18 protein-coding genes are annotated in these 17,374 nt (G+C 32.6%); 7 read left to right on the top strand and 11 right to left on the bottom strand.

Annotated features, from left to right (window positions below; genetic code table 11):
• Nucleotides 1-410: 410 nt before the first annotated feature.
• A complete protein-coding gene (locus LNQ81_RS08790) occupies nucleotides 411-872 on the top strand; it encodes an Lrp/AsnC family transcriptional regulator (RefSeq protein ID WP_121966839.1) in 462 nt (153 codons plus the stop codon).
• A gap of 66 nt (nucleotides 873-938) precedes the next feature.
• Here LNQ81_RS08790 and LNQ81_RS08785 read toward each other — a convergent pair whose 3' ends face one another.
• The 8 genes from LNQ81_RS08785 to LNQ81_RS08750 all read right to left on the bottom strand — a co-directional run bounded on the left by LNQ81_RS08785 (nucleotide 939) and on the right by LNQ81_RS08750 (nucleotide 6,629).
• The gene (locus LNQ81_RS08785) at nucleotides 939-1,553 is read right to left on the bottom strand and encodes a deoxynucleoside kinase (protein ID WP_229945990.1); all 615 of its coding nucleotides are present in this window, start codon (nucleotides 1,551-1,553) and stop codon (nucleotides 939-941) included.
• Entirely contained in the window at nucleotides 1,553-2,353 is an 801-nt protein-coding gene (locus LNQ81_RS08780) for a hypothetical protein (protein ID WP_229945989.1), read from the bottom strand. The genes LNQ81_RS08785 and LNQ81_RS08780 overlap by 1 nt, the downstream gene beginning before the upstream one ends.
• A 10-nt stretch (nucleotides 2,354-2,363) precedes the next feature.
• The gene (locus LNQ81_RS08775) at nucleotides 2,364-2,849 is read right to left on the bottom strand and encodes a dihydrofolate reductase (RefSeq protein WP_229945987.1); all 486 of its coding nucleotides are present in this window, start codon (nucleotides 2,847-2,849) and stop codon (nucleotides 2,364-2,366) included.
• Nucleotides 2,850-2,852: 3 nt separating this feature from the next.
• Nucleotides 2,853-3,278 carry a 2TM domain-containing protein gene (locus tag LNQ81_RS08770; protein WP_229945985.1) on the bottom strand — a complete coding sequence of 142 codons (426 nt, stop codon included), beginning with the start codon at nucleotides 3,276-3,278 and terminating at the stop codon, nucleotides 2,853-2,855.
• 27 nt (nucleotides 3,279-3,305) lie between these two features.
• A complete protein-coding gene (locus LNQ81_RS08765; protein WP_229945982.1) occupies nucleotides 3,306-4,130 on the bottom strand; it encodes a thymidylate synthase in 825 nt (274 codons plus the stop codon).
• A 22-nt stretch (nucleotides 4,131-4,152) separates the two neighbouring features.
• Nucleotides 4,153-4,785 (bottom strand): bifunctional nuclease family protein, encoded by a 633-nt coding sequence (locus tag LNQ81_RS08760; protein ID WP_229945980.1) that lies wholly within the window; start codon nucleotides 4,783-4,785, stop codon nucleotides 4,153-4,155.
• 92 nt (nucleotides 4,786-4,877) lie between these two features.
• A complete protein-coding gene (locus LNQ81_RS08755) occupies nucleotides 4,878-5,846 on the bottom strand; it encodes an electron transfer flavoprotein subunit alpha/FixB family protein (protein ID WP_229945978.1) in 969 nt (322 codons plus the stop codon).
• A 36-nt stretch (nucleotides 5,847-5,882) separates the two neighbouring features.
• The gene (locus LNQ81_RS08750; protein WP_229945976.1) at nucleotides 5,883-6,629 is read right to left on the bottom strand and encodes an electron transfer flavoprotein subunit beta/FixA family protein; all 747 of its coding nucleotides are present in this window, start codon (nucleotides 6,627-6,629) and stop codon (nucleotides 5,883-5,885) included.
• Nucleotides 6,630-7,732: 1,103 nt separating this feature from the next.
• On the opposite strand from LNQ81_RS08750, the gene LNQ81_RS08745 reads away from it, so the two are divergent.
• Nucleotides 7,733-8,101: a hypothetical protein gene (locus LNQ81_RS08745; RefSeq protein WP_229945974.1), complete on the top strand. Its 369-nt coding sequence runs from the start codon at nucleotides 7,733-7,735 to the stop codon at nucleotides 8,099-8,101.
• A 16-nt stretch (nucleotides 8,102-8,117) separates the two neighbouring features.
• A complete protein-coding gene (locus tag LNQ81_RS08740; protein ID WP_229945973.1) occupies nucleotides 8,118-8,648 on the top strand; it encodes an SMI1/KNR4 family protein in 531 nt (176 codons plus the stop codon).
• A 5-nt stretch (nucleotides 8,649-8,653) separates the two neighbouring features.
• Here the strand turns inward: LNQ81_RS08740 and LNQ81_RS08735 are convergent, their stop codons facing one another.
• Complete coding sequence (locus LNQ81_RS08735) at nucleotides 8,654-9,490, bottom strand: helix-turn-helix domain-containing protein (protein ID WP_229945971.1); 837 nt, start codon at nucleotides 9,488-9,490, stop codon at nucleotides 8,654-8,656.
• Between the two features lie 170 nt (nucleotides 9,491-9,660).
• On the opposite strand from LNQ81_RS08735, the gene LNQ81_RS08730 reads away from it, so the two are divergent.
• A complete protein-coding gene (locus LNQ81_RS08730) occupies nucleotides 9,661-10,212 on the top strand; it encodes a GNAT family N-acetyltransferase (RefSeq protein WP_229945969.1) in 552 nt (183 codons plus the stop codon).
• A 106-nt stretch (nucleotides 10,213-10,318) separates the two neighbouring features.
• On the opposite strand, the gene LNQ81_RS08725 is transcribed toward LNQ81_RS08730, so the two are convergent.
• Together LNQ81_RS08725 and LNQ81_RS08720 are read right to left on the bottom strand one after the other, a co-directional pair.
• Nucleotides 10,319-11,998 carry a S41 family peptidase gene (locus LNQ81_RS08725; RefSeq protein WP_229945968.1) on the bottom strand — a complete coding sequence of 560 codons (1,680 nt, stop codon included), beginning with the start codon at nucleotides 11,996-11,998 and terminating at the stop codon, nucleotides 10,319-10,321.
• Between the two features lie 14 nt (nucleotides 11,999-12,012).
• Nucleotides 12,013-12,744: an outer membrane beta-barrel protein gene (locus LNQ81_RS08720; protein ID WP_229945966.1), complete on the bottom strand. Its 732-nt coding sequence runs from the start codon at nucleotides 12,742-12,744 to the stop codon at nucleotides 12,013-12,015.
• 456 nt (nucleotides 12,745-13,200) lie between these two features.
• Between LNQ81_RS08720 and LNQ81_RS08715 the strand changes: the two genes are divergently transcribed.
• The 3 genes from LNQ81_RS08715 (at nucleotide 13,201) to LNQ81_RS08705 (ending at nucleotide 17,349) form a co-directional block, all read left to right on the top strand.
• A complete protein-coding gene (locus tag LNQ81_RS08715) occupies nucleotides 13,201-14,178 on the top strand; it encodes a pyruvate dehydrogenase complex E1 component subunit beta (RefSeq protein ID WP_229945964.1) in 978 nt (325 codons plus the stop codon).
• 70 nt (nucleotides 14,179-14,248) lie between these two features.
• Complete coding sequence (locus LNQ81_RS08710) at nucleotides 14,249-16,738, top strand: DUF5686 and carboxypeptidase-like regulatory domain-containing protein (RefSeq protein WP_229945961.1); 2,490 nt, start codon at nucleotides 14,249-14,251, stop codon at nucleotides 16,736-16,738.
• An 83-nt stretch (nucleotides 16,739-16,821) separates the two neighbouring features.
• The gene (locus LNQ81_RS08705) at nucleotides 16,822-17,349 is read left to right on the top strand and encodes an inorganic diphosphatase (protein ID WP_229945959.1); all 528 of its coding nucleotides are present in this window, start codon (nucleotides 16,822-16,824) and stop codon (nucleotides 17,347-17,349) included.
• The last annotated feature ends 25 nt before the right edge of the window (nucleotides 17,350-17,374 follow it).

Raw genomic sequence — 17,374 nt, 5'->3', positions numbered from 1 at the left:
TAAAAATTTTATTATTTTTAGCAGCACACACTAGTGAGTATCGCTTTTTTGCTGCTTAAAAAAGCGATACAAAAAAAGGAGGCTCTACCAAAGCCTCCTTTTTCCATTTTTAAAACAAAAAATTAATAAAGCTTTCCCTCACCTATAGACATACACATCTTCTCCATACACATAGAGAAAGATTCAGCAAGAACACATACGTCGCTTTGATTGGAAAAAAGGTTTACTATTTTTTGTTTAATTTTCATTACTTATTTTTTTATCTGATATAACAGTGCAAATATAGATACATAAAAAAATTAACTAGTACACATACTTAATTAAAGAAAAAATAACTACTACACACACTACTTATAGAAAAAAAACATACTTTTGTCTATCCAATATTCTCTTAAACAGAAAAATTAACTATGCAACATATAGATGAAATAGATAGAAGACTGCTAATCGAACTACAATTAGATGGGAAACAATCAACAAAACAACTCGCCGAAAAGGTAAATCTATCATTAACCCCCGTCCATGAAAGAATAAAGAAGCTTGAATCAACTGGAGTAATACAAGGCTACTCAGCTCAACTAAATCCCGATTTACTAGGAAAAAAACTAATTGTCTATTGCCAAGTTATACTGATTAGACATCAAGAAAGTTTGTTTGAACAGTTTGAAGAATATGTAAAAAGCTTAGACGAAGTATTAGAGGCTTCCTATATTGCTGGTGACTTTGACTTCTTATTAAAACTATTAGTTAACGATGTACAAGACTATCAACAGTTCGTCGTGCACAAAATATCTAAGCTAGAGATTATTTCTAATATTAAGAGTTCATTCGTTATTCAGACCATTAAAAAAACTTGCAACGTACCTCTATAAACTAAAAAGCCCTTATTGAAGGCTTTCTTCAATAAGGGCTTTTGTATATTGTATAAATCTAGTGTGCTAAAATAGACCATTTATTTCTGCATCTATTTTATTAATTACACTACCTAAGTCTTCTGGATTTTCAACAAAATCGAGATTATCAACATCGATAATTAATAATTTCCCTTTGTCATAACCTTTGATCCAATCCTCATAACGCTCATTCAATTTATTTAAATATTCAATAGAGATTGAGTTTTCATAATCTCTTCCTCTCTTTTGAATTTGTCCAACTAAATTAGGAACAGAGCTTCTTAAATATATTAATAAGTCAGGAGCACCAACTAACTCTTGCATTAGTTCAAATAATGAAGAATAATTTTGAAAATCACGATTAGACATTAAGCCCATTGCGTGTAAATTTGGTGCAAAAATATGGGCATCTTCATAAATAGTACGATCCTGGATAATCGTCTTTCCACTTTGTCTGATTTGTAAAACCTGACGAAAACGGCTATTTAAAAAATACACCTGTAAGTTAAATGACCATCGATCCATCTGATGATAGAAATCATCCAAATATGGATTATCTACTACATCTTCATAATGAGGTTCCCAACCATAGTGTTTGGCCAACAAATTTGTAAGCGTAGTTTTACCTGCGCCAATATTTCCAGCAATAGCTATATGCATTACGGTAATTTTATAAAGTAATTATTTAATTTCTGTCCGTCAAAAATACTCAATTTTTGATTGCTATAAAAGAAGGCTGAAATGCTTTTTTCCTTTGTACTAACCACAAAACTCTTACTCGCTTTTAAATCAATAAAATACAAAACATCTTTATAAGAATAAAGTAATTTATCTTGTTCTAAGATCTGCATTAAATCATAATCTGAAGCTAATTTATGAGTTAAAATATTACTCCCACTAAGATTATAACCATGTAAAACATTGTCTGTATCAATCCAAAAGAATAAATGTGGTAAAGTATAATACTGCTTTACTTTACTCTCTAAAGGAATCGAAAATACGCGATGCAATTCATAAGTAACGCTATTATATAAATTGACAGATTTATTACGCTCATTAACTAACCAATAATTACGCTTAGTACTCACCCCAGCATAACTTACTTCCATAGAAGGAAATTTAACTCCCAACTCGATTATACTTCGCTCTGCTAACTCACGATTAACAATAACTATTGCCTTTTTCTCTTTATAAAACAGCATTAATTCTAGAGGATTAGTAATATCTATAGAGGTCAATGAGTCTAATTGTTTACTTTTATATTGAACACCACTGTATTTCGTATTCTTTTTAAAAATGTCTTCTTCTTTTATATATGTACTATCATAGATATCTTTCCCCAGAAACTGTTGTTCCGAAGTCAAAGATTCATTATTCAGAAATTTCAATCTCAACGTATCTTGAGCAAAACTTGAAACTCCAATTAGACCAAATATCATAAGAGAAAATATTTTTTTCATAATTCGAATATTAATATTTAATATAAGTCAAAAAGGTAAACGGATATTGATGTCTTGCATCTTTATCGTGAAAGTCCTCTCTAATTAATTTCCATTTTTGCTCATCTATAACAGGAAAAAAGGCATCCGCTTCTAACTCTGTATGAACGCGGGTCAACTCTATTTTATCAGCAAAAGGCATGGCTAGATGGTATATTTCTCCTCCTCCTATAATAAAACTCTCATCCTGTTCTGTGACTAAATCTAATGCTTTCTCTAAACTATTTACCACTATACATGAAGATGGGGCATCATAATCCTCTTGACGAGTAATGATAATATGTGTCCGATTAGGTAATGGTTTCGGAAAAGATTCGAAAGTCTTTCTCCCCATAATAATAAAATGATGAGAAGTTAAATCTTTAAAATGTTTAAAATCATCTGGCAAATGCCACAATAGATCATTATCCTTACCCAATGCATTATTTTCTGCCGCAGCAGCAATTAGTGTCAGCATATTTTATTGTTTATCTATTTCTGAAGCGGATTCTTTAGGCTCACTAACTATAGGCTCAGAGTGCCCTAAGTCTCTTTGTGTATCTACTAGTGGAAAATCCTTTTCTACTTTTGCTCTTAGTTCTCTAATTCTCTTTTCTTGCATATCTACTAAGCGAGTTAACTGTTTTTCCTCCCATCGTTTCCCCATAAATCTATCTACAATAATCACATTTATAGCATGCAAAAACACAAATAAAGCCCATGCTCCTATAGCATAAGGCCACCAACTTGTATATCCTATAGCATTTTTATCTTGCACTAAACCGTTAAAACAAAACATTAGAATACTTCCTAGAATAAACACTACAAAATGAAAAAATAACATCTTTCGTTGTTGTATTCTTCTACGAGCATAATCGTACATTTCATAAGACTCATCTTTCTTCATAACTTTTTTTTAAAAAATTTAAATGCCTTATATTGATACTTGTCCTTTTATTGCAGGATATGGATCATATCCTTCTAATGTAAAATCTTCATATTTAAAACTAAATATATCTTTCACTTCTTTATTCAATATCATTTTTGGCAATGCTTTAGGTTTTCTACTCAATTGTAAAATCACCTGTTCTATATGATTATTATAGATATGAACATCACCAAACGTATGGATAAAATCTCCTACTTCTAGATCACATACCTGTGCCACCATCATCGTTAATAACGCATAAGATGCTATATTAAAAGGTACTCCCAAAAACACATCTGCACTACGCTGATATAGTTGACAAGATAACTTGCCATCTGCTACATAAAACTGAAAGAACGAGTGACAAGGAGGTAATGCTGCCTTCCCATTCGCTACATTCTCACTAAATGACACAGTAGTATCTGGTAGTACACTAGGATTCCAAGCAGATACCATCATACGGCGACTGTTAGGATTAGTCTTTAATGTATCTATTACTTCCTTAATCTGATCAATACCTTCTCCATTCCAGTTTCTCCATTGGTATCCATATACAGGTCCTAAATCCCCATTCTCATCAGCCCACTCATCCCAGATACGTACACCATTCTCACTTAGATACTTCGTGTTAGTATCTCCATTTAAAAACCACAATAACTCATAGATTATAGATTTAAGATGCACTTTTTTAGTTGTTACTAAAGGAAAGCCTTCTGATAGATCGAAGCGCATCTGATGTCCGAATATACTCTTAGTACCTGTACCTGTGCGATCTCCCTTTTGAGTTCCCCTATCTAAAACCTCTTGTACTAAACCTAAATATTGTTTCATTGTTGTGTTGTGTATGTAGCTGTTATCGTTTATTTAATTCATCTCTTAATAGCGCTGCTTTCTCGTAATCTTCATCTTGTAAAGCCTCGTTAAGTAGCTTCTCTAACTCTGGTTTAGAATAATCAGAGAAGTCATTAGCCTTAGCTTCTTCTTCTAAGAATTGTTCTACTTTAGACGCAATATCTGCTCCTGAGTAGTCCTGTTGATTCTCTTGTTCCTCTTCCTGTTCTTCTTCTACCTCAGCATTAAGTATAATACCCGCTTTATCTAAGATATCTTTATAAGTATAGATAGGCGCATAAAAACGTATTGCCAAAGCTATTGCATCAGATGTACGTGCATCTATAACCTCTTCTACACCATCTCTCACACAGACTAAACTAGAATAGAATATTCCATCTAATAACCTATTAATAATAACCTCTTTAACGATGATACTATATCTATCTGCAAGAGATTTAAACAAGTCATGTGTTAAAGGTCTAGGTGGTTTAATATCATCCTCTATCGCTATCGCTATAGACTGAGCTTCAAATGCTCCTATCACAATGGGCAACTTTCTACTTCCTACTTCCTCTTCTAATATAAGCGCATACGCACCATTTTGTGTATGACTATAAGAGATCCCGCTTACCGTTAATTTTATTAAACTCATAATTATTATATATACAAAAAAAGCAACTAAAACAAAGATATAAATATTCTTTGTCTTAGTTGCCTTATATATTTAAAAGCTTTTAAAAACGCTTAAGCATTCTTTGCTTTAAACTCTTTTAACTTCTCTACTAATTGAGGAACTATTTGGAACGCATCTCCAACGATACCATAGTCAGCCACTTTAAAGAATGGTGCTTCAGCATCTGTATTAATAGCAACTTTCACTTTAGATGAGTTAACACCTGCGATGTGCTGAATAGCTCCAGAGATACCTACTGCGATATATAAGTTTGCAGCTACTGGCTTACCAGTCTGTCCTACGTGCTCTTCGTGAGATCTCCACCCTAAGTCAGATACAGGCTTAGAACACGCTAATGCTCCACCTAATACCTCTGCTAAGTCCTCGATCATTTTCCAGTTCTCCGGCCCTTTTAATCCACGTCCCCCTGATACCACGATATCAGCATCAGCGATAGTTACTTTACCAGACACTTTCTCTACTCCTTCTACTTTCAGGCTAAAGTCTGCATCGTTTAATGATGGAGCGAAGTCTTCTATTGCACCTGCACCAGCCACTTCTACTAATCCATAAGAGTTCTTCGCTAAAGCAATAACTTTTACATCTGTAGTTAATTCTGTATGAGAGAATGCTTTAGATGAGAATGAATTTCTCTTTACTACGAAAGGAGAAGTACTCTCTGGAAGAGATACTACATTAGTAGCAAATCCAGCGTTTAAAGCTACAGCTACATAAGGAGCAGCATAAATACTATCTGTAGAAGATGATAATACTACTACTTTAGATCCTTCTTTATTAGCCGCTTGCTTGATAACATCAGCATACGCTTTAGCGTTAAAAGTAGCTAATTTATCATTCGTAACTTTTAATACTTTATCTACACCGTGTTGAGCTAATTCACTAACATCCGATGCGTTGACTGTCACAGCAGTCACTGTTGTACCTAATGACTCTGCTACTTTCTTAGCATAAGAAGCTAACTCTAACGCTACTTTTTTAAACTTTCCTTCTGCTGACTCAGCATATATTAAAACTGACATAATTCTTCTTTTTTAAAGGTTTACAAATAAATGAAATTAGATAACTTTCGCCTCGTTGTGTAACAAGTTGATTAACTCATCTATGTTATCAGGAGAAATCATCTTACAAGCTGATTTTGCAGCTGGTTTTTCAAATTTCACATCTTTAGTAGTCACATCTGCTCCTACTGGCTCTACTACAGCTAACGCTTTAGTTCTAGCAGACATAATACCACGCATATTAGGGATACGTAAATCTTTCTCATCTACGATACCTTTTTGTCCACCAATTACTAATGGTAGTTTTCCAGAGATAGTTTCTTTACCACCATCTATCTGACGAATAGCTTTTACAGATGTACCATCTACTTCAATTCCCTCACAAGAGTTAATAAAGTCATATCCTAAATATGCAGCTAGCATACCAGGTACCATTCCACCGTTATAATCTAAAGATTCTTTACCAGCTAAAACCAAGTCAAAACCACCATTCTTAACTACCTCTGCTAATTGCTTAGCGACATACATACCATCAGATGGATTAGCATTCACACGGATAGCCTCATCAGCACCGATCGCTAATGCCTTACGCAATGTAGCCTCAGTATCAGCTCCACCTACGTTCACTACAGTTACTGTAGCTCCTTGTTTCTCTTTAAACCAAATTGCTCTAGTTAAAGAATATTCATCATTAGGATTGATTACGAACTGTACTCCGTTAGTATCAAACTCTGTATCTCCATTAGTGAAGTTGATTTTTGAAGTAGTATCAGGCACGTGACTGATGCAAACTAATATTTTCATTTTTATATTGTTTTTTGTGTTTCACTTTTACTTACCGAACGAAAATAAGAATTTATTTTTGATAATTTACTATGCTTGCATATAAAATTATTCCGATTATTTAAAAACATTCTAATTAACATATCCCCTATTATCTCTACCCTTACAAGCTAGAAAGCACTAATTATATTGACATCCAAAGTTTTTATATTCATTTACCTGCCTATTTGTTTACTTTCCCCCTGTCTAATACAACACTAATTCACCCCAATAAACATCAAAATAATTAACAGTAATTTGATATTCTACTATCAAGTCTCTATCCAAAACTATAGTTTATCTAAGTTCTAATAGCTTTTACTTATTCTACACATTAGTATAGTTATCTAGAATCCTATTATTTTTTCAATCTCACCGACTACGCAATAGCTCAAGTGTAATACTATGAAGTGTATACTTTTAAACAAATCCTTCTGATTTTTTTATTTTCTTTTTTTTCTTTTTCTACTAAATCGAGGACAAAAAACAATAAAACACCATTCAGTGAGTCAATTTTTTTTCATTTCCCATCAAATCAAGATCAAATAATTCCCAATAAGCACTTTTCTTATCATTTTTTTTTTGAACACAAAAAACATAAACAACTAATATCGAGATAATTAATAAAAACACTCTTATTTAAAGATATAACTCATACCTACTTTAACCCTAGTAAATTCGGGCTTTGATGTTAAATCCTAGGACAATTATAGGAGTATAATAGGACAATCATAGGGTAACCAAGCCTTTTGCCCAAGAATACTCCTTCTATACTTTGACCACTCTTCTCTAATCCGACAATAAGGATACAATGTCATCAGAATGAATAATTAATCAAGCATCTCTCTGATCTAACTTTTATTACTCTCTTTGGATTTTAGATACTTCACCTGTATTATCTCAATTATATCATTTTTACCTCACTGCTAATTCTGTACGTTCACCTCTAACTCAAATAGAATATGTCGATCAAACACAAATTGTAGATATTATTAAATCAAAACTTTTTACATTATAGTTCTTCTTAAGTAATGTATCTTTATCACAATTAATATCTTATTTATATACTAGGTTTAATCGAGAAAATGGAAAATGTTATTTACCAAAAAGAAGCTTCAGAAATACTATTTAATAACCTAATAGATATTAATATTCGAATTCATAAACTACTCGAAGTAATTCATAATTCAGATGATTGGAAATGGTTACAGGATTTATGTTTAAAACTTTCTGAAAATTCACACCTTGATTTATCTAATTTAGCGATTACTTGCATAGGTCATATTGGTAGGATGCATAAAAAACTTAAATTAGAACTTGTTGTTCCTTTTCTACAAGAATTAAAACATAATGATGGTCATTTATCTGGTAATGCTGAAAGTGCTTTAGATGATATCTATATCTTTATGTACAAGGGCAATAAGAACCAAAAAACATTTCCTAAGACTTACTAATACCTACTTCTAAGCATTGAATAAATTTAACCTACCCCTAGAAGGTACACCTACTGAATTTGGAAATCTTAATGAATTAGAAAGATTTCGTTTTGAGAATGGTCAACCATTTCCTACATCATACAAAGATTTTGTCCATAAGTATGGATATGGTTTAACAGCGGGGCAATTCATCATCTATATCCCTATGGATGATTATGGTGACTCATGGAATCTTAGAAGTAATTTTATCAAATCCACTTATTACAACGATGTTATTAATAATGATATCTGGTTTGATCTAAAGCCTGATGCCACTATTGAAATACTAAAATGCCTTGTACCTTTTAGTATGAGTGAGAACGGATACTACTTATTTTGGGATATTGAATCATTTACTAACAATGAATGTGATATTTATATAACAGATTTTAGAGGCACAGGATTTAGACGTATAGGAAGAACCCTATATGAAGTAATAGATAAACTAACTAGTCCCATGCCTATACCTCCTTTCACTAAGGGAGCACTTCCTGCTACATTTAGATGTTTAAGAAAAATCATCTAACATATCTACCTCCTAAACTGTAACGGATTCTTTCCTGTCTCCCTTTTAAAGAAGCGCCCCATATAAGATGGATCCGGGAAGTTTAGTTGTTCTGCTATTTGGCTAATGTTTAAATCAGTATTATTTAGATAGTGTTTAATCTCAAGAATGACTTGTCGGTTGATCAATTCCTTAGGACTATAGCGAAGAAATTGTTGTGTGATTTGAGATAGATAATAAGGACTAATGAATAGTTTATCTGCGTAGAATGCAACATCCCGATGTATCTTAGCATTATGTGTAATAAGATCCCAAAACGTCCAACATAATTCTTCTTGTCGGCTATAATGCTTTTCAAGAACTAATTCCTCGTAATTTACACGTTCCGACAAGAGTAAAAACAAACTCTGAAATTGATTACAGATGATCCTCTTAGTATGAAGACTAGTGGAAGTCATTATATACATAGTAAATGATTTCCACAACTCATAATTCACAATTGTCTCATTATTTAAATATAGTACTGGATAATAATGTAAATAACCAAAAAGCTCATTTGGCAAGATATATGCGATTTCACTAGCATAATCACGTTGAATCAAATAACTGTAAATCTTCAAATCAACTGAAACATTCTTAAAAGAAACGATATTATCTTCACCTACAACTATAAAGTTACCTTTATGAAGAGTATATTCTTTGAAATCAATACTCACAACGGCTGTACCAACTTCAACATAGAACAACGTCAAATAGGGTAACACCAAAGGATAATCACTTAACATCTCCTTATTTATATTACCACACTTTAGTCCAAAATCAAAAGAAATACATTCATCTAAACCCATTACAATACTTTCCATAATTAAACTTTAAAAAGTAAACAAAGATACAACACATCATAATAGTTTTAAAAATTACATTTTTATCTAAAATAATCATACAATCTAGACTGCCATTCTACTCTACTTTTGCTTCAGTAAATAACAAGTACTTCAGAGAACAAAAACGAAGTACACCAAATTAGAAGAAAATGAGACTAGAGACAGAAAGATTGATTCTACGCCCTTGGGAAGAATCAGATGCAGATAGCCTATATCTATACGCAAAAGACGAAAATGTAGGCCCTCCTGCAGGATGGCCAGCACATAAAAGTGTAGAAGAAAGTAGAGAAGTAATCAAAAATGAATTTGCATACCCTGAAGTATATGCTGTCGCATTAAAAGACACAAACGAAGCTATCGGATGTATAGGGCTGCTAATCGGCGAAAACAGTAATTTTGACATTTCTGAACAAGAGGCAGAAGTAGCCTACTGGATCGGAGTGCCACACTGGGGCAAAGGATATATCCCAGAAGCACTAACTACATTAATTAAACACGCATTCGTAGATCTAAAAATGACAGACTTATGGTGTGGTTTTTATGAAGAAAACACAAAATCATTACGTGCACAATCTAAATGTGGCTTTACATTCGCTTATAAATCAGAGAACAGATATGACAAATATTTTAAAGACGATCGTATCGAAGTTATTACAAGATTAAAATATGAAGAGTGGATTAATACACAACAAAACTACTAATCAAGTACTTTAATTTTAAAATATCAATCAAAAAAGCAGATCTTTTAACTATAAAAAAAGCCCCAAATAATTAATTATTTGGGGCATATCAATCATATTTTTTAATCTATTTAGACTGTAAATACTTAATCGCTTCATTTAAAACTCTATCCACAAAATTAGGTGTAGCCATTTGAGCTAACTCAATATCTGTTGGGGGTGTTACATAAATATCTGGCTTAATACCAACTCCTTCTACCACAACACCATTTGCATCTTTCATTGCTAATAATGGCATATAGAATTTCAATTTTCCACCAGCAATCTCATCTCTAGTTCCTCCATTAAAATCATCACTAGTTCCTAAACCGGCTGTTGCTCCAGCGCTATAATCTCCTATACTTACAACTTGATTTCCTTGAGACTTTAACATTAATGTAGTTATTTCAGACATACTTGCACTACCCTTATCTGTTAATATCGCAATAGGGATGTTAGTCGGAATTCCAAAATTATGTGGAGTCGTTTTTGCCTCTATCCATGGAGTATAGTTAAATCTACCATTTCCTTCTCTAGTTCTTTGGTAAGCAAACACAGCATCCTTAGTAATAAAACGATCAGAAATAAATCGTGCATCAACAACTGCTCCTCCTCCATTATCACGCAAATCTATTACGATTTTCTTAATTTCTCCTTTGTGTAGCGGATTTAAGAACTCTTGATAAAATGCACCTCTACTAAAAATTTGAGTTATTGCACCAGTTACTTGTGGGAAATTATATCCATAATTAACATGGTTATTCATAAGTCCAATGAATGTACCAACATAATCAGCTGTTGCTGCATTATATAAAGCCCCATAAGGACCTGCTGTCTTATACTTAGGTAATGAATTATATTCTCTTAACGCACTTTGAGCAGATAGAATTAACTCATTACTTACAATTTCAGTCTGATTAAATTTAGCTACCTCCTGCATGAATGCTTTATAAGCTTTAGACTCTGAATAAGAATTGTACTCTTTTAATATTTCAAAAGTTACTTCTTTAATAGCATTACGCATATCAACATCTTGAATCTTTTTTAATTCCTCATTATCAGTTAAGATATCCTGAGTTAATACCAAAGCATTTCCTTTTCCTGGATTTAGATATTGATCTGCTAGAGTGATTTTTAAATTATTAGCCATAGCGAATTGACTAAAGCTTAAATAATAGATATCAGGATTAGAATTTAAATTTCCTGCAATTATACCTAAGCTAGACGTCATAGATTTATATGCATTTTTATTAACTCTATCTTGCATATAATCATACTTTTCTTCAAATGGGTAAACATTAGAAACTTCTTTATCCAACATACCTCCATAAAAAGTAATAGTTCTTATAATATTTTTATTAGTTGCTGGAAATTGAATTTTCACATTGAAATGGCGATCAATAAAAGGATCTATAATCTCTTCAAAATAAGTAGAGGCTGTTAAATAATCCTCATTTATTTGACCATCATCTTCATTTGGTCTACCATAAGTTTGTAAAGCGGCAAATTTAGGATAATATACTTTGTAAACCTCATCCCAATCTAAACCACCTTGTTCTTTCTGCTCGTAAAAGTAATTATACTGCTGATCCATTGTTTTCCAAAAAACGTCAAAAAGATCTGCATAAGAATTCACATCACTTGCAGTAAACCTTCTAGGGTCTTTTACTATGACATCATCTTTAGAACAAGAGTTTAACACTGTTAGAGATGATAATGATAATATAGATAAACTAAATATTGCTATTTTATTTTTTACTCTTTTCATCGTATACGATTTTATTAAAATTTATATGCAGCTCCTACAGAAACCATGTGTGAATCTCTCGTTATTTTTTTGTCTCCAGGGCTATCGTACTTATAAGTATCAGTTAGACCATAGAGGTAATTATACCCTAAAAAGACATCTATTTTCTCAATCGAATAACCTACTTGAACTTGACCTTGTAGTCCCATAGCAAGCCTACGCAATTGATTCTCATTTTTCTTGAAATCATATTTCTCAGAAACTTGAGTATAATTAAATGTCCCATCAGCTTGTAGTTCTGAAAAAACAGGATACTGCCCCTTCGTTTTCATTTTTGTCCAGTATTCGCTGTAAATCCCCCCTGCTACTTTAACCCAAACTCCATCAGAAGTATATGGATTATTAATTAAGTACCCTCCTACTAACAAAGGAACTGCTATAAAATCATTATTGTACTCCGAATACCAACCTTCACGAGAACCAGTTCTCTCAAACTCATAGTTTTTTTGTAAATAAGAGACTCCTGTGGATACAAACAACGTTTTCCATACAGACATTTCTGCAGAAACATTAACCCCGAAACCTCCACCTGAATTGTACTTAGAATCTACTAAATTGGAAATATTAGCATTCAAAGAGGTATTAGTGTACCCTAAGTCGATTCCTACTTTGAATCGATTTTCTTTTTGTTCACTTTGCGCATAGGTACTTATGCTAAGCATAGAAAGAACGATAGCTGTCAAGCTACCTAATTTTTTTGAAATCATAAAATTATTATTTATTTGGTTTGCCTAAAGTATGTAAAAATAACAAATATTTAAAATAAAATTAACTTAAAATTAATTCAATATTTTCATTTTATAAAAAAATTTAGCAATTAAGCTACCATATTTCTCATTAAAAAAACACATTACACACTATATTAACAACTTACAATAAACAGAATGACAATATCCATCCTGCCGCAAATCTGAATTTAAAAACGAACTCACTTATTAAAAATAGGAGCAGTTTTGTAAACAGAAAAAAGATTACTCCAAAGCAATTCGTAGTGAAGGGTAATTATCTTGTATGATTATAAATCAGAAATAAAGTAACATAAAATGGTCTATTAAAGAAGACACCGTATATTAAAACCTATAAAACAATGAAAGAGATACTACACATAACAATATTTTTTCCTATTTTTGCTATCGTAAATAAATTACACAAAATAGAAAATTATGAGAACGATTCAATTTAGAGAGGCCGTGTGTGAAGCGATGAGCGAAGAAATGCGTCACGACGAATCAATATATTTAATAGGTGAAGAAGTAGCTGAATACAATGGTGCTTATAAAGCTTCTAAAGGTATGTTGGACGAATTCGGTCCTAAACGTGTTATAGATGCTCCAATTGCAGAGTTAGGATTTGCAGGTATTGCAGTTGGTTCTGCAATGAATGGTAACCGTCCTATCGTTGAATTTATGACTTTCAACTTCTCTTTAGTAGGAATCGACCAAATTATAAACAATGCTGCTAAGATGCGTCAGATGTCTGGTGGTCAATTTAATATTCCTATCGTATTCCGTGGACCTACAGCCTCTGCTGGTCAATTAGGTGCAACTCACTCACAAGCTTTTGAAAACTGGTTCGCTAATGTACCTGGATTAAAAGTAGTAATCCCTTCTAACGTTTACGACTGTAAAGGTTTATTAAAAGCTGCTATTCGTGATAATGACCCAGTTATTTTCATGGAATCTGAACAAATGTATGGTGATAAAGGTGAAGTGCCAGAAGGTGAGTATACTATCCCATTAGGTGTAGCTGATATCAAAAGAGAAGGTACAGATGTAACAATTGTATCATTTGGAAAAATTATAAAAGAAGCTTACAAAGCTGCTGATGAATTAGCACAAGAAGGAATCTCATGCGAGATAATCGATTTGCGTACAGTACGTCCATTAGATCAAGAGGCAATCCTTAAATCTGTTAAGAAAACTAACCGTTTAGTTATCTTAGAAGAAGCTTGGCCATTCGGAAGTATCTCTTCAGAGATCACTTACATGGTACAAGAACAAGCATTTGATCATTTAGATGCTCCTATCCAAAGAATCACGACTGCTGATACACCAGCTCCGTATTCTCCAGTGTTACTACAAGAGTGGTTACCAAACGCTAACGACGTAGTGAAAGCTGTAAAAAAAGTACTTTATAAGTAAAAATTAACGTATATTTGAAAGACTCCATCTTATATAAGATGGAGTCTTTTTTTATGAATACTACTTTGCTATGAAAAATAAAGTTAAGTTTCTATTATTATTCTTATTCGTTTCAGTGTTTAGTTGGGGACAAACCAAAGTAAGCGGAAAAATAATTGATCAAAACAATCAAGATGTCCCTTTTGCTAGCGTTTACTTCAAAAACTCTACAGATGGAGTAATCGCCAATGAATATGGTAAGTTTTACTTAGAGTCGGCCAAAACATATGATGTTCTTATTGTTTCGTTTGTAGGCTATAAGACACTTGAAATACCCCTTTCTGGAAAAACTAACCTAGACTTAAAAGTAGTCTTAGAAGATGACAATACTCTAGATGAAGTCAAGATCTATGCAGGTAAAACATCTAAGAAGAATAATCCTGCTTTAGACATACTTCGCAAAATATGGGAACGCAAACGCAAGAATGGCTTGTATATGTTTGCACAATATGAGTATGATAAGTATGAAAAAGTCGAATTTGATTTAAACAGTATTGACAGTACTTACCAAAAGAAAAAACTATTTAAAGGAATGGAATTTATCTTCCAACAAGTAGACACTAACCGCATCACTGGTAAAACTTATCTACCCATATTTATCAATGAAAACATAGGTCAAGTATATGGTGATAATAAAAACAGTAAAAAGATTGAAAAAACATTAGGTAATAAAAACTCTGGTTTTGATACGAACCAACATATTATTGAGTTTGTTAAAGATTTATATGCAGAGTACAACATCTACAACAACTACATCAAGATATTCGACAAAGACTTCGTAAGTCCACTATCTCGTACAGGTATTAATGTGTATAACTATGTATTAGCGGACAGTGCGCACATCGATGACAAATGGTGTTATAATATCGTTTATTACCCTAGACGTAAAGGGGAACTAACTTTCAAAGGAGATTTTTGGGTAAATGACTCTACATTTGCTATCAAGAAAATCAGCATGGAGGCAAGTAAAGATGCTAACATAAACTGGGTGAAAGAGATCTATATCGAACAAGAGTTTGATGTATTAAATGACTCTGTCTTCTTATTAACAAAAGATCACTTTATGTCTGACTTTGCCCTTTCGAAAAGAGAAAAGTCGAAAGGAGTATATGGAAAACGTACTACAATAAATAAGCATCACAAATTTGACATAGAGCACCCTGATGAATTTTATCAGAAGAACGTAAATGTATATGATGAGGGTATTTATAAGAGAGATGATGACTTCTGGAAGAGCTACCGTTTTGAGTCGTTAAGTAAGGATGAATTAGGAATCTATAAAATGCTAGATACATTGAAAACTGTTCCTAAGTTCAAGTTCTTATTCGATTTATCTTCTACTGTTGCAAGTAACTATTATAATATAGACAAATACAAATTTGACTACGGTCCTATTTTTTCGACTTTTGGATATAATGATATTGAAGGTCTACGTCTACGTGCAGGAGGTAGAACGTACTTTGGTCCAAATGATAAGTGGAGACTAGAAGGATATGGAGCTTATGGTTTTAAAGACAATCAATTTAAATATGGTATTAGTGCAAAAGTACTTTTACACAACGATAGTCGTTTAATCTTATTTGGTGGTAATCGCAGAGACATAGAACAGATAGGTGTAAGCCTTACAGAGACTAATGATGTATTAGGACGAAGCTTTGCCTCTAACTCATTATTTGCTAGTGGGGATAATACAAAATTGACAAAGATTAACCTGTCTACTGTGGGATTAGAAATAGAACCAGTAAAGAACTTAAAGTTTAGTACAGCATTTAATTACCGAACATTGCGTTCTGCTTCAGACCTATTTAATTTAGATTACTACTTAGACAAGGAAAATAACATTATCGCTAACGAGACTAAACAATCAGAGTTTAATCTAACAGCAGAATACACGCCTAAAAGAAAAACAATCGGATATGGAGTAGACAGAACTGACGTCGACAAAAAATATCTACGTATGTTCTTAAAGTATACACAAGGATTTAAAGGAGTAATAGATAGTGATTTTGAATATCAAAAACTACAGTTCTATGCACGAAAACCATTATTATTAGGAGGTTTTGGTACATTGACACCAACTTTTGAAGTAGGTAAAACTTTCGGAGAAGTTCCTTTAGGGTTATTAAGTGTAGTACCAGGTAACCAATCTTGGTTTAATATTGAGAACACTTTTGCAAACTTAAATTATTATGAGTTTGTAACTGATCAATATGCCTCATTACACTTAGAGCACAACTTCGGAGGACGTCTATTCTCTAGAATACCATGGTTAAGAGATTTCAACTTACGTGAAATCGTAGGGGTACGAGGTATCTATGGCAAAATATCCCAAGAAAATATAAATCTAAATGCTTCAGATGTTATTTATAAAGCACCTACAGATGTATATTATGAATACTATATAGGTGTTGGGAACATCTTTAAGATATTCAGACTAGACTTAAGTTGGAGAGGAAATTACTTAGATATGCCTGACGCCAGAAGATTTGCTATTAGAGGATCATTCGGAATTTATTTCTAATAATTAATGTAAAACTTGTTATAAACAAGTAATTAGAGTACTTTTGCACACGATTTTTAGAATTTAGATTTAAATAAAAAAATATGAATACATTCGAAACTTTTGATGCATTTGTTGAGATTCCAGCAGGCAGCAGAAACAAATATGAGTATGACTTTGATTTAAAAAGATTGCGTTTTGACCGTCTTTTATATTCAAACATGAGATATCCAGCTGATTATGGTTTTATTCCAGAAACATTAGCTTTAGATGGAGATCCACTAGATGTACTTGTGATGTTCACTGAGCCATCTCTTCCAGGAATGGTAGTAGAGGTTAAACCAGTAGGTGTTTTCTACATGGCAGATGATAAAGGTCAAGATGAAAAAATCTTATGTGTACCAGTATCTGATCCAATCATGAATAAATTAAACGATATTCAAGATGTAAACGAACATTTCAAAAAAGAGGTTGAACACTTCTTTAAAGTTTACAAAGATCTAGAGAACAAAACAGTTACTACTGATGGTTTTGGAGATAAAGCAGCTGCTATCAAATTAATCAAAGAATGTACTGAGCGTTTTGAAAACTTAGAGAACAAAGCTGAAGGATTATTCAGTATTCGTTTCTAATAAATATATTATCTTAAATAGCCAC

Origin of the sequence: Myroides oncorhynchi, from assembly GCF_020905415.1 — a bacterium.
In the GTDB taxonomy this organism is placed as follows: Bacteria; Bacteroidota; Bacteroidia; order Flavobacteriales; family Flavobacteriaceae; genus Flavobacterium; species Flavobacterium oncorhynchi_A.
The sequence above is the reverse complement of the archived record's forward strand: the minus strand, read 5'-3'. Positions and strand labels throughout refer to the sequence as shown.

Bases quoted from the DNA above. Each gene is read 5' to 3' on its own strand.
- LNQ81_RS08790 (WP_121966839.1), top strand. From the start codon at position 411: ATGCAACATATAGATGAAATAGATAGAAGACTGCTAATCGAACTACAA.
- LNQ81_RS08785 (WP_229945990.1), bottom strand. From the start codon at position 1,553: ATGCATATAGCTATTGCTGGAAATATTGGCGCAGGTAAAACTACGCTT.
- LNQ81_RS08780 (WP_229945989.1), bottom strand. From the start codon at position 2,353: ATGAAAAAAATATTTTCTCTTATGATATTTGGTCTAATTGGAGTTTCA.
- LNQ81_RS08775 (WP_229945987.1), bottom strand. From the start codon at position 2,849: ATGCTGACACTAATTGCTGCTGCGGCAGAAAATAATGCATTGGGTAAG.
- LNQ81_RS08770 (WP_229945985.1), bottom strand. From the start codon at position 3,278: ATGAAGAAAGATGAGTCTTATGAAATGTACGATTATGCTCGTAGAAGA.
- LNQ81_RS08765 (WP_229945982.1), bottom strand. From the start codon at position 4,130: ATGAAACAATATTTAGGTTTAGTACAAGAGGTTTTAGATAGGGGAACT.
- LNQ81_RS08760 (WP_229945980.1), bottom strand. From the start codon at position 4,785: ATGAGTTTAATAAAATTAACGGTAAGCGGGATCTCTTATAGTCATACA.
- LNQ81_RS08755 (WP_229945978.1), bottom strand. From the start codon at position 5,846: ATGTCAGTTTTAATATATGCTGAGTCAGCAGAAGGAAAGTTTAAAAAA.
- LNQ81_RS08750 (WP_229945976.1), bottom strand. From the start codon at position 6,629: ATGAAAATATTAGTTTGCATCAGTCACGTGCCTGATACTACTTCAAAA.
- LNQ81_RS08745 (WP_229945974.1), top strand. From the start codon at position 7,733: ATGGAAAATGTTATTTACCAAAAAGAAGCTTCAGAAATACTATTTAAT.
- LNQ81_RS08735 (WP_229945971.1), bottom strand. From the start codon at position 9,490: ATGGAAAGTATTGTAATGGGTTTAGATGAATGTATTTCTTTTGATTTT.
- LNQ81_RS08730 (WP_229945969.1), top strand. From the start codon at position 9,661: ATGAGACTAGAGACAGAAAGATTGATTCTACGCCCTTGGGAAGAATCA.
- LNQ81_RS08725 (WP_229945968.1), bottom strand. From the start codon at position 11,998: ATGAAAAGAGTAAAAAATAAAATAGCAATATTTAGTTTATCTATATTA.
- LNQ81_RS08720 (WP_229945966.1), bottom strand. From the start codon at position 12,744: ATGATTTCAAAAAAATTAGGTAGCTTGACAGCTATCGTTCTTTCTATG.
- LNQ81_RS08715 (WP_229945964.1), top strand. From the start codon at position 13,201: ATGAGAACGATTCAATTTAGAGAGGCCGTGTGTGAAGCGATGAGCGAA.
- LNQ81_RS08710 (WP_229945961.1), top strand. From the start codon at position 14,249: ATGAAAAATAAAGTTAAGTTTCTATTATTATTCTTATTCGTTTCAGTG.
- LNQ81_RS08705 (WP_229945959.1), top strand. From the start codon at position 16,822: ATGAATACATTCGAAACTTTTGATGCATTTGTTGAGATTCCAGCAGGC.